Raw genomic sequence first — 13,624 nt, 5'->3', positions numbered from 1 at the left:
CTAACCGATGTTCGGGTTGAAGGTCAGCAGGACGTACGTGCCGAGCACAACCGTGAAGATGATCGACAGTGCCAGCAAGCAATTGAGCCAGAACCGGGTCGAATCCTTGCGGGTGTAGTCGGCGATGATCGTGCGCATGCCGTTACCGCCGTGCAGCTGAGCCAGCCACAGCATCAGCAGGTCCCAGGTCTGCCAGAACGGGCTTGCCCAGCGTTGCGCCACGAAATTGAAGTCGAGGCGGTACACGCCGTTGTCCCACATCAGCATGATGAACAGGTGGCCCAGCGCCAAGAAGATCAGGACGACGCCCGAGAGCCGCATGAAGATCCACGCGTACTTCTCGAAGTTGGGCATGCCCGAACCCCGTCGGGGTGCGCGCGGATTGTCCAGTGCCGCAGGGCGGTCATAGTTGCGCTCCAGCACGGGAGCGGGGCGGCCGCTGGCGCGAACGCTCGTGTGCGAACCGGTCTGAGGAGTTGTCATAGGAAACGCTCCGCCATGTGCATGAGAATCCGGGTCACTGCGGGAACCATCACCACGAACCAGACCGCGCCGATGATCCACAGCATCAGGCGCTGATAACGCGGGCCCTTGGACCAGAAATCGACGAGGATGACTCGGACGCCGTTCAGCGCGTGGTACAGCACCGCCGCGACCAGACCGAGCTCCATCAGGCCCACGATCGGGGTCTTGTAGGTCTCGATCACCGAGTTGTAGGACTCGGGGCTAACCCGCACGAGCGCGGTATCCAAGACGTGGACAAAGAGGAAGAAGAAAATCGTGGCACCGGTAATGCGATGCAGGACCCAGGACCACATTCCTGGATCACCACGGTATAGCGATCGCTTGAGGCGATTACCTTCGCGGCCAGAGCTGGCCGTCTCGGGCGTCGCAGTCGTCACGTGGGCCTCCAACACCAATGGTGGACTGGGGCCAAACGGTGCGGTGAATGGGGGCGTCCATGACGCGCATCCGATGGCCCAACGGTGGTCGGCGAACCGTCATCCGAACTCTAAACCCAATCCGATGTGGCACCGAAATCGCATAAGCGTGAAATTGCGCCGAAATGCACCGTACTCCAAAGTAAGTTAGGTAAACCTTGCACGAGCAAATGATGAGCCGATGCGACTCTCGTGGGGTCGACAGGGAGGTCTCCGGGTCGTGAAAATCGAATGGAATGAATTGCGGGACAAGGCATATGCCGTGACCAAGCACGCATACGCGCCGTATTCGAAGTATCCGGTGGGTGCCGCGGCGCTCGTCGACGACGGCCGGGTGATCTCCGGCTGCAATGTGGAGAATGTCTCATATGGGCTAGGTCTCTGTGCGGAGTGTTCTGTGGTGTGTGCCCTGTTCTCCAGCGGGGGCGGGCGGTTGATGGCGCTCTCCTGCGTTGATTCCCGCGGTGAGCCGCTGATGCCCTGCGGCCGGTGTCGTCAGCTACTTCTCGAGCATGGTGGTCCGGACCTGCTGATCGACCATGCTGATGGTCCGCGACGCCTGGCGCAGCTGCTACCGGATGCCTTCGGGCCCGACGACTTGGACCGGGGGCGCATCTGATGGCAAATACATATGCCTTCGATATGCCGTCGATCATCGCCACCAAGCGGGACGGCGCGGAGCTGAGCCCGGCCGCCATCGATTGGCTGATTGGCCAGTACACCAGCGGCGACATCGGTGAGGAACAGGTCGCGGCTCTGCTGATGGCGATTTATCTGCGCGGCATGAACGGCGCCGAGACGGCGGCGTGGACAGCGGCGATCCTGGCGTCCGGCGAGCGGCTGGACCTGTCCGGGTTGTCCCGGCCGACCGTCGACAAGCACTCCACCGGCGGAGTGGGCGACAAGATCAGCTTGCCGCTGGTCGCGGTGGTCGCGGCCTGCGGAGCGGCAGTTCCACAGCTTTCCGGGCGTGGCCTCGGACACACCGGCGGCACCCTCGACAAGCTCGAATCCGTTGCGGGTATCCGTGTCGATCTCTCCAATGACCAGATACGTCAGCAGCTTTCCGACGTGGGAGCGGTGATCTGCGCGGCCGGGGCGTCATTGGCGCCCGCCGACCGAAAGCTCTACGCGCTGCGGGATATCACCGGCACCGTCGAGTCGATTCCGCTCATCGCCGGGTCGATCATGGGTAAGAAGCTGGCGGAAGGTACCGCCGCGCTGGTTCTGGACGTCAAGGTCGGCGCGGGCGCGTTCATGAAATCCGAACAGCGCGCTCGTGAATTGGCCTCGGCGATGGTCGATCTGGGTACCGCGCACGGGGTGGCCACCAGCGCCCTGCTGACCGCGATGGACACCCCATTGGGAGCCACCGCGGGAAACGCGGTCGAGGTGCAGGAATCGCTCGACGTGCTGGCTGGGGGAGGGCCCGAGGATGTTGTCGCGCTCACCGTGACGCTGGCCCGCGAGATGCTTGCGGCGGCCGGGATCGACGGCAAGGATCCGGCCGCGACGCTGACCGACGGCACCGCCATGGACGTGTTCCGCACGATGATCCACGCGCAGGGCGGTGACCTCGCCGTGCCACTACCGCTGGGGCAGTGTCAGGAGACCGTGCTGGCCCCGGTCGGTGGTGTCATGCGCCGTATCGACGCGATGCCTGTCGGGATCGCGGCCTGGCGCCTAGGTGCCGGACGCAGCCGCCCGGGGGAGGCGGTGCAGCACGGTGCCGGGGTGCGCATTCACCGTCGGCCGGGGGAGGCGGTGGTAGCCGGAGAACCACTGTTCACGCTGTATACCGACACCCAGGAGCGATTGCCCGCCGCGCTCGACGCGCTGGAAGGTGGGTGGGAGATCGGTGCGGCACCGACCGCTACCCCCCTCATCATCGATAGACTTCCGGTGTGACGGCCGAACTTGATTTGGTGTCAATCACCCAGGCTCCCAAAGCGCTACTGCATGATCATCTGGACGGGGGTTTGCGACCAGGCACCGTCCTGGACCTAGCCCGCGAAACCGGGTACGAAAACCTGCCGGCGCAGGACGAAACCGCCCTGGCCTCATGGTTCCGGACCGCCGCCGACAGTGGCTCGCTGGAGCAGTATCTGGAGACCTTTGCACACACGGTGGGTGTCATGCAGACGGCGTCCGCGCTGCATCGCGTGGCCGCCGAATGCGTCGAAGACCTCGCCGCCGATGGCGTGGTGTACGCCGAGGTCCGCTTTGCGCCGGAGCTGCACATCGACGCTGGCCTCACTCTTGACGACGTCATGGATGCCGTGCTGGCCGGGTTCGCCGACGGGGAGCGGCAAGCCAGTGCCGCGGGCAAGCGCATCAAGGTGCGTACCTTGGTCACCGCGATGCGGCACGCCGCGCGATCACGGGAGATCGCCGAGCTGGCCGTGAAGTTCCGCGACCGGGGTGCCGTCGGGTTCGACATCGCCGGCGCCGAGGCCGGATATCCGCCGACCCGTCATCTGGACGCCTTCGAGTACATGCGGAACGCCAACTCCCGGTTCACGATCCATGCCGGCGAGGGATTCGGATTGCCCTCGATCCATGAGGCGATCGCCTTCTGCGGTGCCGACCGGCTGGGCCACGGGGTGCGCATCGTCGACGACATCGACATCGGCCCCGACGGCACGGCACATTTGGGCAGACTCTCCTCGCTGCTGCGCGACAAGCGGGTGCCGTTAGAACTGTGCCCGAGTTCGAATGTGCAGACCGGTGCTGTCGAAAGCCTGGCCGACCATCCCTTCGATCTGCTGGCGCGATTGCGGTTCCGGGTGACGGTGAACACCGACAACCGGCTGATGAGCGACACCACGATGAGCCGCGAGATGCTGCGCCTGGTCGAGACGTTCGGGTACGGCTGGAGCGATCTGCAGCGATTCACCATCAACGCGATGAAGTCCGCCTTCATCCCGTTCGATGAGCGGTTGGCCATCATCGATGACGTGATCAAGCCCGGGTACGCGGTCCTGATCGGCTAGCGGCGCACTATTCGCGCCGCAGCCGCGCCTCCATCGCCCGCTCCAGGGTGCGCCAACGTTCGGCGGCGTCGACGAACGGGCCCTTCGGTTCGTCGTGCTTTTCGGGCTCGAGCAGATGCCCGACCAGCTTGCCCAGCGGGGTGTCGCTGTCCAACTCCGCGTCGACGCTGTCATCCTCGGAGTATTCGGCGACGTCGGTCAGCAGCTCCACGGCCAGCTCCAGCTGGTCCCGGTCCACCTCGTCAACGCCGTCTTCCAGGTCGTCGGCGAGGCCGGTGAACACATAGATGTTGTCGTCGGTGATATCGATCCGCAGTGATCCGTCGGTGGCGGCGGTGCGGATGTCGTCATAGGTGCTCAGATCGGCCAGATCGTGGTCGTGTTCGTCGGCGAGGTACCGGGCCAGCGCCCGCTCGGAGCCGAACACACTGATTCTTCCGTTGCGTCCCAAGAAGATCGGCTCGTCGTTCAGGTAGCAGCGCAGCGTGTAGAAGGTCCCCGAGTTGGTGATCATCTGGATCGGGTCGATACCGACCTCCAGCCAGAAGTCCTCGTCGCCGCCGAGGACGACGTCGTCATCCGCGGTGTCTTCGTCCTCGGTGTCGTCGTCTTCGGCCGCATCGTCGGACTCGTCCTCGGCGTCGTCCGAACTCTCGTCGTCCGAGTCCGAATCCTCGTCAAGAAGGTCCAGCTCGTCGTCGTCCTCGAGGTCGTCGTCCTTATCGACGGCATTCTCGGCGGCAGCAAGCAGCTCGGCGTCCGCGGCAGCGGAGAGTTCCTCGTCGACATCGGGTGTTGCGGCGATCTCGTCGATGGCGTCGATCACGGAGTCCCATGACTTGCCGACGATGGTGCCGATCTGGTTCCACCGCTTCAATCCGTCTTTACCCGTGAAGCTTTCGGCCCCGCCCGACAGCGTGCCCAGCACCGGGTTGCCGTTGATGAGCTTGTTGATGGGGGCCAGCTCGCAGACCGCGCCAATGGACGCGACGATCGCCAGCGTGGCGCGCAAGGTGTCGACAGCGTCCTCGGTGGGCTTGTCGGCAACCAGCTCGGGTACACCGATCAGGTCGTAGCGGTTGTCGTCGTCCGGCTCCAGCTCGTCGGCAGACAGCGATGCCAGTGTGGACCACGCCGGGTGATCGACCAGGTCGTTGTCGTTGTCGGTCCGGACGAAGGCCACCAGATCGGCGACCGACTCGAACACGTATAGATCGTCGTCCTTGCCCAGAAACGCTTCCCACTCGTCTCCGGCGTCGCGCCACCGCGGGGCCCACAGGGTGACTACGTCACCTTCGGTGAGCCCGAGTTCGATGGGAACGATGTCAGCAGCCATGCGGCAAGCCTAGCCAGAAGGCGCGGCCCGAGGGAAAGACCCACCGCCAGAATCGGCGTGACCGAGGCAACAAGAGTCGCTCGGGCGCCGGTGAACTATGCCTCCGCATCTACCGCGGGCGCTGGTGCCAGGGTGACAAGTGCGGCAAAAGCGTTGTCGCGCAATGCGAACTTCGTCGCAGACGCACGCAGTCGCAACCACCCGCCGGAGATGGCCCGCACCCGCAACACTCCGGTGGTTGAGCCGGCCCGCAGCTCGTCGCGCATCCGCCGTGCCGACGCTTCGTCGTCGGGGTGGATGGTTTCGGGCCGGTCCGGGTTGTAACGCCACGCCAGATCCGGGTACGGCTCGTCAATCCATTTGAGTACGGCGAAGGTGTCGACATTCATCAACAGCCGGTGCACGCCAGGCGTGGCGACCGCTTCCAGAATCTGCTGCGCCAATCCCACCCGAGGCTCGGCAGGACGATTCTCCACCCGGGTGCAGATGATTCTGTTGATGCGAGCCACCGCTCCCGCCGGATCGGTCTCCTTGGATGCCCGCCCGGCGTAGTGCACTTGCAAGGTGTTCCCCTGGTGGTCCGCCGCCAGACAGGTCCCACAGAAGGTGGAATCAAGTTCAGGGTTCACCACGTGTGCCATCAGCTCGGTGTTCCGCGGGCTCGGCAGCACGGGCGCCAGCCCTTCGGCAATGGCTTGCCGCTCGGATCTGTTCTGCGGGTCGAAACCCATGACCTCGAAGTATTCCGCGGTCAGCGTCGTCAGGGAAGTATCCAGGTCGCCCAGACAGGCCCCGGCCAGGGGGCGTGGCGGCGGGTCGACGTCGACCGGGCCGAACCAGACGTGCACGCCGTGGATGTTGGCCTTGTCCATGGATATCGGATGCACGTGCACGACGCGATCACGCGCGGGCGTGAAGGCTGCCGTGACCTCACCTGTGCGCCGGCAGTCGGCGATCGCGGCCTCGATGAGCGGCCGGTGCCGGTTGCGGCGCAGCACGGACTCGAGCGGCGCCAGGTTGCGCGCCTGCGATCCGATGGCTATGACCGTGGGTTCGTCGCCCAGGGTCTCTAGCAGCATCCAATCGCGTGACATGCGCGGATGTTAGCAATTTTCGGCGACGTCGCGCGGTCCCTTATTTCGGCCCGGTGTGGTCGGCTAACGGCGACGCAAGGTGATCAGTGCGACGGTCGCATTCTCGTTGAGGCGGACCACTTGGGTGGCGCAGTGCAGTGATTCCCAGCTGTCGTCATGGCAACGGAACCTGATCACTGCCTCGGTGGCGCCGAAGACGGAGTTGTCGATCATGAAGTTCAGGTTCGCCTCATCGTCGGGGTGAACTTTCGCGCGGCCTAGTGGGTCGAACTCCCAATGCCATTCGGGCGCAGGCGGATCGATCCACTTGAGTAACTTGCGTGACGCGATCATGACCAGGGCGCGATACGCGCCAGGTTCGCTGGCGGCTTCGAGGACTTGTTGTTCGAGCAGCGGTACCGGCGGGGCAGGTTGGCCCACTCGCAAGTTGATCGCGCGCCCCAGACGCTCGGGGACGCCGTCACCATTGGGCTCCAGCACCAGCCGGCTTGCGAAGTGGCACAACGTGGGCTTTCCGTCGCTGTCCACGCCGGGCCAGGTGGCGCTGTAGGTCATGCCCTCCGTCGCGGTGACGATCAGCCCGAGGACGTCCGTCTCGCCGGGATTGGGCGAAAGATAGCGGTAGAGCTCGGGCATGCTTATTTCGTCGTGTGGTTCGTCCGCGGCGATTCCCATGGCCAACGCGGCGCCGTCGCTGATGCGCAGGACGCCGGTATCGGCGTTGAGAACCACCGCACCGCCCTCGGCGGGCGGGACGGTGTGAGGCGCCGTCGATCCCGTCCACAGCCATACGCCGTGCACCCTGCCGTCGGGCATGGCGACCGGGCGGACGTCGATGACCGAGTCCGAATCGGGTGGGCCGATGGTGAGGGCCTTGTTTGCTTTTGTCGCGGCGGTGATGACTCGGCGAAGCAGGCCGAGATTACGATTGCGGCGCAGGAATGTGCTCAGGGGCACCATGTTCCGTGGCTGGCTGCCGGATGCGATGACAGTTGGCTCGTCACCGAGTGTTTCCAGGAGCAGCCACTCGCGCGCCACATTCGGATGCTATCAGCGCAGGACATGCGCCGATCCGGCAGCGCCGCCCGCTGGGCAAGGGGGCCCAGTATTCCCAAAAGGTTGCGAAGACCAGGTCAGACGCGATATTTTCGGCTGGCTCCCGCGATCGGCGGGCTAAGTACGGACCCTGTGTCTTCGGGCCGTGCCCGCAGCGTCGATGGGCTATGCCCGGCGGTCTCAAGGCCGCGCACACAGCCCATCGAATTGGTCGCCACGAGCACCTACCGGTGCGCAAACGAGGGGTCGGTAGGTGTGACGGCGACCGTAGTATTTTGGTGCCCACGTGCCCACCTGGTCCTCCAATGCCGTACTGGCCCAACGACTTAAGAGTCGACGTAAGGCGTTGGGGTGTAGGGGTGGGCCCGCGTCCGCTCCGGCCCGCAGTGCAGCGAGCCTGCGCCGTTATGACTCGTAATCGGTTACGGCTGCGGATTCTTGAGGTCCACCAGCAGCTGCGCCAGCACGCGTTCACGATGATCGAACGCCTGCCCCGCGGCCGCGGCCGCGGTGGCCACCACGATCTGCCCGACGATCTTGGGCGATAGCTTGGTGACGGAGTCGTCGAGTCTCAGGTTGGTCAGCGCACCGTTGCCGTTGGCTTCCGCCTCGACATGCCCCTGCGCCGAACGGGCCCATCCCCGAAGGCCTTTCAACTCCTCGACAGCGCTGTTCAGGATATGGCCGCCGGCGCGGGCCCGCGTCATGGTCTCCTGGTACTGCTGTTCGAGCGCCCGGAAGAAGGTGAGGTCAGGTTCGGTCATCAGGATCTCCGTTCCATCTGCTCTTCGGACTGCCGCAGTTCTATATCGGCGACTTGAGCTGGCGTCGCCAGGCCGATCCTGTCGAGTAGGTAGTCAGGGATGCCGCTTTCGGCAAGCTCCTCGCGCCGTGCCGCGCCGCAGCGCGCGGCACCGAGTTCGCACAGGTTCTTGATCTCCTGTGCCAGTGCCGACGCGCCGCGACTGAGCATGTCGGGTTCGATGTGAACCTCAAGCGGCAGGCCGAATTCGGAGACCTTGACCCGCAGCGTGCGAGCACGATTTGTCATATCGATGCTCGCACGCGGCTCGGGCCGCGGCACTCCCGAACTAGGAAGTGGGTCGGTAGAATCCATGGAATCCCTGTCCGGCGTTGGTGGTTCGGATCGGGGAGATCTGGACCGGATCACCGGCCTCGACCATCATGCCGTTGCCGATCACCATGGCGACGTGGCCATCCCACACCGCGAGGTCACCCGGCATCACCGATCCCTGATCGACCTTGACGCCCACGCCCTGCTCCTGGGCAAGGCGAGGGATATCGACGCCGGACTGCCCGTAGGCCCACTGGGTCAGGCCGCTGCAGTCCAGGCCGACGCCGGGCTTGGTGCCGCCCCACTCATAGGGCACACCCACCTGGCTGAGCGCTTTGCGCACGGCTTCGGCGGCGGCGGCATTCGGAGCCTGGCTGGTGCTGCCGTCCGGGAGGAACAGCTGCACGCCCTTGCCCATGCTGCGCGGGTCGAGCAGCATCTTGGCCGCGCTGGCGTTGGCGCTGCCCAACCCGCTGGAGGTACCACCGGCGGTGCTGGAGGCGTGGCCGCCGCCCGCTCCGAACGGGTTGGCCAGGGCGCCCGCGGCAATGCCGTTCAGTCCCGAGCCGCCCGCCAGCGCGCTGGCGGAACCGCTACCGCCACCGGCACCGCTGAGCAGACCGGTGAGAGCCTGCGGAATCTGGCCGAGGCCCTGGCCCATCGAGCTCATGGTCTGGGTGACGCCGCTTGCGACACCGGACATGGCCTGTGTTCCGGCCTGAAGTCCGCCCTGCATGGCCGACATGGCGGGCTGGACGCTCCCCGAAGCAGGGGTGGCGGGGTTGCCCATGTCGGCGCCCGCCATGCCGGTGAGTTCGCCGGCTTGTCCGGCGAGCTCACCCTCGAGCTGCGCGGTGTGCTCGGCAACGCGCGCCGTGCATCGGCTGGCCGCCTCCGCGAGCTCCGCGGCAACACCCGGAACCCAGAGCAACGGCGTCAATGCCTCCGAGGTGTGCTGGAACTCCTGGAGAGCCTCGGTGATCAGGCTGGTAGCACGAGCCGTCGACTCGGATGCCTGCCCCACGTTGGCGCCCATGGCGCCGCTGCGGGTGGCCATGCTGCTGAGTGCCTGGCCCGCCATGCCGGCGAACTGTCCCAGGGCCTGAGCGGCGGCACCGGCGAAGGAGCCGATGAGTGAGCTACCCGCCTGCAGGCCCTGCTGCATGACCTGTTGCATGACCTGCATGCCACTTTCCAGCATCTTGCTGGGGTCCTGGCCCTCCTTGAACTGGCCGGGACCGACGGTGCCCGCCATGTCCATGGCTGGCCCGATCAAGCCGGAAGAGAAGGGATTGTTGGAGAAATCCGGGTAGTTGGTGTTGACAGCCTCGGACAAGCGGCTGGGCGAGATTGGACTTGTCTCAACCATGGTCAGGCCTCGATTCCCTCGACGGTGGCACTGATGTTCTTACCGATGTTGTCGTCGGCGTCGTCATAGCCGTTGCTCGCCACGTTGGTGGTCACGCCGGACTCGGTGACGTTCATCGCGAGCTGACCGACGTCGAGCCCTTGCTTGGCCGAGGTCATCGCGAAGGCGCCCAGATAGTGAGCGCCGATCGGGCCAAAGACAGGGGCCAGCGCGGCGACCGGAAAGATGCTGACAGCGGTGCCCACCGCCGCGAGCGTTCCGCCCATGCCCATCTGTACGCCGCCAACGCCGCGCAACAAATCTGTATCGGCCGACAATTCCTCTGGCATGTCCCCTCCATCTCCTCGGTGGTTCGGCTACCGCCTGTTTTCGGGCAGTTTTCGCCTTGTACTTGGATACGACGGGTGTAGTCGCGATTCGGTTCCATCTTTCTCAAACTTTTTGAAAGATTTTTCGGCAACGTGGCCACCCCGTCGTATTACCTGCTCAGCATAGCTTGCTCGGCTTTGCTGGGAACGATACTGAGATATCCGCCCACTGAGCGTTCGCGGTGATGCCCGTCACACCCGCGGTGATGGGGATCGATGCTTGCTGCTTTAGGGTCGGTCCATGCATGTGCACGTAGTTGAGCATCCGCTTGCCGCGGCCCGGTTGACCACCCTTCGCGATGCCCGCAGCGACAACGCGGCTTTCCGGACTGCGCTGCGAGATCTGACCCTGATGCTCGTCTACGAGGCCACCGGTTCGGTGCCGGTGGAGTCGTCGACGGTGCGCACGCCGGTGGCGGAGACAACGGGCTACCGATTGGCCAATCCGCCGTTGCTGGTGCCGGTTCTGCGGGCGGGACTGGGCATGGTCGATCAGGCGCACGCCCTCATCCCCGAGGCGCGTGTGGGATTCGTGGGGATGGCGCGCGATGAGGACACCTGGCAACCCACTCCGTATCTGGAATCGCTTCCGGCGGACCTCTCGGCGCAGCCGGTGTTCGTGCTGGACCCGATGCTCGCTACCGGCGGATCGATGGTCTACACACTCGAGCTATTGCACGCGCGCGGTGCCGCCGACATCACCATGCTCTGTGTGGTCGCGGCTCCGCAGGGTGTGACGGCGATCCAAGAGTGCGCTGAGCGTTTCGGCCCGTCGACGTCCGTGCGGCTGTTCACTGCCACGATCGACGAGGGTCTCAACGACGCCGCCTACATCGTGCCCGGGTTGGGCGATGCCGGTGATCGCCAGTTCGGGCCCCGATAGCTCGGGCCGCGTCAGATGTTCCGGGCGTAAGCCTCCAGCTCGGAGACCACCACCCCGGCCCAGATCCGCGCCACGGTGGGGTCGGTGATCACGGGTTCGCGGACCTCGATGTAGCACTTGACTTTTGGTTCGGTTCCCGACGGCCGGAGTACCAGACGGATGGACGACCCGCCGATCTCGCCCGAGAGGACCACCGCGTCGGTGCGCTGCTGGCCGCGTCGCTCCAGAAGATCTTCCGCGGTGATGGGAAATCCGGACAAGGCAGCGGGGATGTTCTGGCGCAGTCGGGTCATCATCGCTTCGATGTCCTCGAGTGAGTCCATGCGCCGTGACACCTGAGAGGTCACGTGGATGCCATGCCGGATCGCAAGGTTCTCGAGTTTTTCCTCCACACTGGTGCCGAGCTCGCGTAGATGGGTGACCAGGTCGCAGGCGAGCACCGCCGCCGAGATGCCGTCCTTGTCGCGGACCGCCACCGGATCCACGCAATGACCGATGGCTTCCTCATAGGCATAGACGAGATCGGAATCTGCCGCGCGTACCAGCCATTTGAACCCCGTAAGGGTTTCCACATGGCGGGCGCCGAGGGATGCCGCGATGCGCGCCAGCATGCGTGAGGAGACCACCGTGCTGGCAACCACCGGAGGAATCGAGGAATCCGGTTGTGTGGAAAGAATGTAATCGCCCAGCAGCCAACCGGTTTCATCTCCAGACAACATGCGCCAACCCGTGGTGGTGGGGACTCCGATGGCGCATCGATCGGCGTCGGGATCGAGGGCGATCGCCAGGGCCGCGTCCACCTCGGCGGCCCGGGCCAGCACCGCGTCGGAGGCGCCTCGTTCTTCCGGATTCGGAAACTCGACAGTGGGAAAGTCCGGATTCGGCTGGAACTGCTCGTCCACCAGGTGGATGTCGGTGATGCCCGCGGCGTTCAGGGTGGCCACGGCGGTGGCGCCACCGACCCCGTGAAGTGCGGTGAGGACGACACGCAAGTTGCCCGCGCCGCGGCGCACCGTCGCGGCGCGCTGAACATAGGCATCGATCAAGGACTCGCCGGTGGGCTCGACCGGGGTGCGGGGAATTTGATCGGCGAAAGGCGCTGCCGCCGTTGCCGCTTCGATTTCACGATCGGTGGGGGAGATGATCTGGGCTCCGCCCGACCAGTACACCTTGTAGCCGTTGTCCGCGGGCGGATTATGGGATGCGGTGATTTGGATGCCTGCCGCCGCATCCACCTGCCGCACCGCGAAGGCCAGCACCGGCGTCGGCAGCGGACGGGGTAACAACACCACCGTGAATCCTTCGGCAGCAAGGACTTCGGCCGCGCCTAGCGCAAACTTCTCGGATCCGTGGCGGGCGTCGCGGCCCACCACCACGGTGGAGCCGCCCAGGCATCGATCCTTGAGGACCTTGGCCAGCCCATAGGTGGTGCGCAACACCACCGCCAGGTTCATTCCATTCGGGCCGCCGCGCACGGGGCCGCGCAGGCCCGCCGTGCCGAACACCAGTGGATCCGAGAAACGCTGGGCAAGCTCGTCTTCGGAGCACGCGCGCAGCTCGGCGACGGTCTGGGGATCCGGGTCGTGGTCGATCCACTCCTGGATCGTTTCTGCTGCCACAGTCATAGCCGACCAATCACCGCGCGTAGAAGTTGGCCCATGCGGGTGGCCGACGCTCGGCCCGCCGCCAGCACCTCCTCATGATTCAGGGATTCGCCGGTCATTCCGGCCGCGAGGTTGGTCACCAGGGAAACCCCCAGCACCTCGGCCCCGGCCGCCCGCGCCGCGATGGTTTCCTGCACCGTCGACATGCCCACCAAATCCGCGCCCAGCGTGCGCAGCATGCGGATTTCCGCGGGAGTCTCGTAGTGCGGACCCGGTAGGCCTGCGTACACCCCCTCGGTGAGGTTGTCGTCGATTTCCCGGGCCAAGGCCCGAAGTCGCGGAGAGTACGCGTCGACAAGGTCGACGAACTGTGCACCCACCAGGGGTGATCGGGCCGTCAGGTTGAGATGGTCGCTGATCAGTACCGGCTGGCCCACCGCGTAATCCTCGCGCAGACCTCCCGCCGCGTTGGTGAGAATGATCGTCCGCGCGCCGGCAGCGCAGGCCGTGCGCACCGGATGCACCACATGACGCAGATCATGGCCCTCGTACGCATGGATCCGGCCCAGCAGGATCAGCATCCGCTCGTCGCTACCGCCGATCGGCACCGACAACACCGAGCCGCCGTGCCCCGCCGCGCTCGGTGGGCTGAATGCGGGCAGCTCCGCCATGGGAATCGTGGTTGCGGGGGTGCCTAGTTCCCCGGCCGCCGGCGCCCAGCCGGATCCGAGGACCACCGCGACACGATGGGCCGGGACGCCGGTACGGGTCGCGATCTCCGCGGCGGCCAGGGCTGCGGCATCGTCGGGAGCTAGCCGGTCATCGGCGTCGTCGACTCGTCGCGCGGGCTGGGGGTACCTCCCGCGTGCGGGGGCCTCATCGGTCACAGCTACGGAGCCTAACCA

The 13,624-nt window shown here is 65.6% G+C and carries 15 protein-coding genes; 4 read left to right on the top strand and 11 right to left on the bottom strand.

The features are described 5' to 3' along the window. A complete protein-coding gene (locus MAB_RS18625; RefSeq protein WP_005080729.1) occupies positions 1-483 on the bottom strand; it encodes a succinate dehydrogenase hydrophobic membrane anchor subunit in 483 nt (160 codons plus the stop codon). Then, the gene (gene sdhC / locus MAB_RS18620) at positions 480-818 is read right to left on the bottom strand and encodes a succinate dehydrogenase, cytochrome b556 subunit (protein ID WP_005056127.1); all 339 of its coding nucleotides are present in this window, start codon (positions 816-818) and stop codon (positions 480-482) included. Before sdhC ends, MAB_RS18625 begins: the two co-directional genes overlap by 4 nt. Positions 819-1,161: 343 nt before the next feature. On the opposite strand from sdhC, the gene MAB_RS18615 reads away from it, so the two are divergent. Genes MAB_RS18615 through MAB_RS18605 form a run of 3 tightly spaced genes read left to right on the top strand, consistent with a single transcriptional unit; the run spans position 1,162 to position 3,934 of the window. After that, on the top strand, positions 1,162-1,560 hold the full coding sequence (locus MAB_RS18615) for a cytidine deaminase (protein WP_005056128.1): 399 nt from the start codon (positions 1,162-1,164) through the stop codon (positions 1,558-1,560). Next, positions 1,560-2,849, top strand: coding sequence for a thymidine phosphorylase (locus MAB_RS18610; protein ID WP_005111964.1), 1,290 nt, complete (start codon positions 1,560-1,562; stop codon positions 2,847-2,849). The genes MAB_RS18615 and MAB_RS18610 overlap by 1 nt, the downstream gene beginning before the upstream one ends. Further along, positions 2,846-3,934: an adenosine deaminase gene (locus MAB_RS18605; protein WP_005080733.1), complete on the top strand. Its 1,089-nt coding sequence runs from the start codon at positions 2,846-2,848 to the stop codon at positions 3,932-3,934. Before MAB_RS18610 ends, MAB_RS18605 begins: the two co-directional genes overlap by 4 nt. 7 nt (positions 3,935-3,941) lie before the next feature. Here the strand turns inward: MAB_RS18605 and MAB_RS18600 are convergent, their stop codons facing one another. The 7 genes from MAB_RS18600 to MAB_RS18570 all read right to left on the bottom strand — a co-directional run bounded on the left by MAB_RS18600 (position 3,942) and on the right by MAB_RS18570 (position 10,193). Then, positions 3,942-5,270 carry a hypothetical protein gene (locus tag MAB_RS18600; protein WP_005111962.1) on the bottom strand — a complete coding sequence of 443 codons (1,329 nt, stop codon included), beginning with the start codon at positions 5,268-5,270 and terminating at the stop codon, positions 3,942-3,944. Positions 5,271-5,365: 95 nt separating this feature from the next. Then, positions 5,366-6,364 carry a GAF domain-containing protein gene (locus MAB_RS18595; protein WP_005080736.1) on the bottom strand — a complete coding sequence of 333 codons (999 nt, stop codon included), beginning with the start codon at positions 6,362-6,364 and terminating at the stop codon, positions 5,366-5,368. Positions 6,365-6,427: 63 nt separating this feature from the next. Next, positions 6,428-7,402: a GAF domain-containing protein gene (locus MAB_RS18590; RefSeq protein WP_005080737.1), complete on the bottom strand. Its 975-nt coding sequence runs from the start codon at positions 7,400-7,402 to the stop codon at positions 6,428-6,430. 440 nt (positions 7,403-7,842) lie between these two features. Next, the gene (locus MAB_RS18585) at positions 7,843-8,184 is read right to left on the bottom strand and encodes a YbaB/EbfC family nucleoid-associated protein (RefSeq protein ID WP_005056134.1); all 342 of its coding nucleotides are present in this window, start codon (positions 8,182-8,184) and stop codon (positions 7,843-7,845) included. Beyond that, complete coding sequence (locus MAB_RS18580; protein WP_005098393.1) at positions 8,184-8,537, bottom strand: hypothetical protein; 354 nt, start codon at positions 8,535-8,537, stop codon at positions 8,184-8,186. Before MAB_RS18580 ends, MAB_RS18585 begins: the two co-directional genes overlap by 1 nt. Then, the gene (locus MAB_RS18575) at positions 8,512-9,864 is read right to left on the bottom strand and encodes a C40 family peptidase (RefSeq protein ID WP_005056137.1); all 1,353 of its coding nucleotides are present in this window, start codon (positions 9,862-9,864) and stop codon (positions 8,512-8,514) included. The genes MAB_RS18580 and MAB_RS18575 overlap by 26 nt, the downstream gene beginning before the upstream one ends. Positions 9,865-9,866: 2 nt before the next feature. Then, a complete protein-coding gene (locus MAB_RS18570) occupies positions 9,867-10,193 on the bottom strand; it encodes a type VII secretion target (RefSeq protein ID WP_005070331.1) in 327 nt (108 codons plus the stop codon). A gap of 280 nt (positions 10,194-10,473) precedes the next feature. Between MAB_RS18570 and upp the strand changes: the two genes are divergently transcribed. Beyond that, positions 10,474-11,115, top strand: a complete 642-nt coding sequence (gene upp / locus MAB_RS18565; RefSeq protein ID WP_005116009.1) for a uracil phosphoribosyltransferase — start codon at positions 10,474-10,476, stop codon at positions 11,113-11,115. A gap of 11 nt (positions 11,116-11,126) precedes the next feature. On the opposite strand, the gene MAB_RS18560 is transcribed toward upp, so the two are convergent. Next, a complete protein-coding gene (locus MAB_RS18560) occupies positions 11,127-12,740 on the bottom strand; it encodes a phospho-sugar mutase (RefSeq protein WP_005080741.1) in 1,614 nt (537 codons plus the stop codon). After that, positions 12,737-13,606 (bottom strand): purine-nucleoside phosphorylase, encoded by an 870-nt coding sequence (locus MAB_RS18555; RefSeq protein ID WP_005080743.1) that lies wholly within the window; start codon positions 13,604-13,606, stop codon positions 12,737-12,739. The genes MAB_RS18560 and MAB_RS18555 overlap by 4 nt, the downstream gene beginning before the upstream one ends. Positions 13,607-13,624: the final 18 nt, after the last annotated feature.

It is taken from the genome of Mycobacteroides abscessus ATCC 19977, from assembly GCF_000069185.1.
Taxonomy (GTDB): Bacteria; Actinomycetota; Actinomycetes; order Mycobacteriales; family Mycobacteriaceae; genus Mycobacterium; species Mycobacterium abscessus.
The sequence above is the reverse complement of the archived record's forward strand: the minus strand, read 5'-3'. Positions and strand labels throughout refer to the sequence as shown.

Bases quoted from the DNA above. Each gene is read 5' to 3' on its own strand.
- MAB_RS18575 (WP_005056137.1), bottom strand. From the start codon at position 9,864: ATGGTTGAGACAAGTCCAATCTCGCCCAGCCGCTTGTCCGAGGCTGTC.
- upp (WP_005116009.1), top strand. From the start codon at position 10,474: ATGCATGTGCACGTAGTTGAGCATCCGCTTGCCGCGGCCCGGTTGACC.
- MAB_RS18610 (WP_005111964.1), top strand. From the start codon at position 1,560: ATGGCAAATACATATGCCTTCGATATGCCGTCGATCATCGCCACCAAG.
- MAB_RS18570 (WP_005070331.1), bottom strand. From the start codon at position 10,193: ATGCCAGAGGAATTGTCGGCCGATACAGATTTGTTGCGCGGCGTTGGC.
- MAB_RS18595 (WP_005080736.1), bottom strand. From the start codon at position 6,364: ATGTCACGCGATTGGATGCTGCTAGAGACCCTGGGCGACGAACCCACG.
- MAB_RS18560 (WP_005080741.1), bottom strand. From the start codon at position 12,740: ATGACTGTGGCAGCAGAAACGATCCAGGAGTGGATCGACCACGACCCG.
- MAB_RS18585 (WP_005056134.1), bottom strand. From the start codon at position 8,184: ATGACCGAACCTGACCTCACCTTCTTCCGGGCGCTCGAACAGCAGTAC.
- MAB_RS18580 (WP_005098393.1), bottom strand. From the start codon at position 8,537: ATGGATTCTACCGACCCACTTCCTAGTTCGGGAGTGCCGCGGCCCGAG.
- sdhC (WP_005056127.1), bottom strand. From the start codon at position 818: ATGTGGTCCTGGGTCCTGCATCGCATTACCGGTGCCACGATTTTCTTC.
- MAB_RS18600 (WP_005111962.1), bottom strand. From the start codon at position 5,270: ATGGCTGCTGACATCGTTCCCATCGAACTCGGGCTCACCGAAGGTGAC.
- MAB_RS18625 (WP_005080729.1), bottom strand. From the start codon at position 483: ATGACAACTCCTCAGACCGGTTCGCACACGAGCGTTCGCGCCAGCGGC.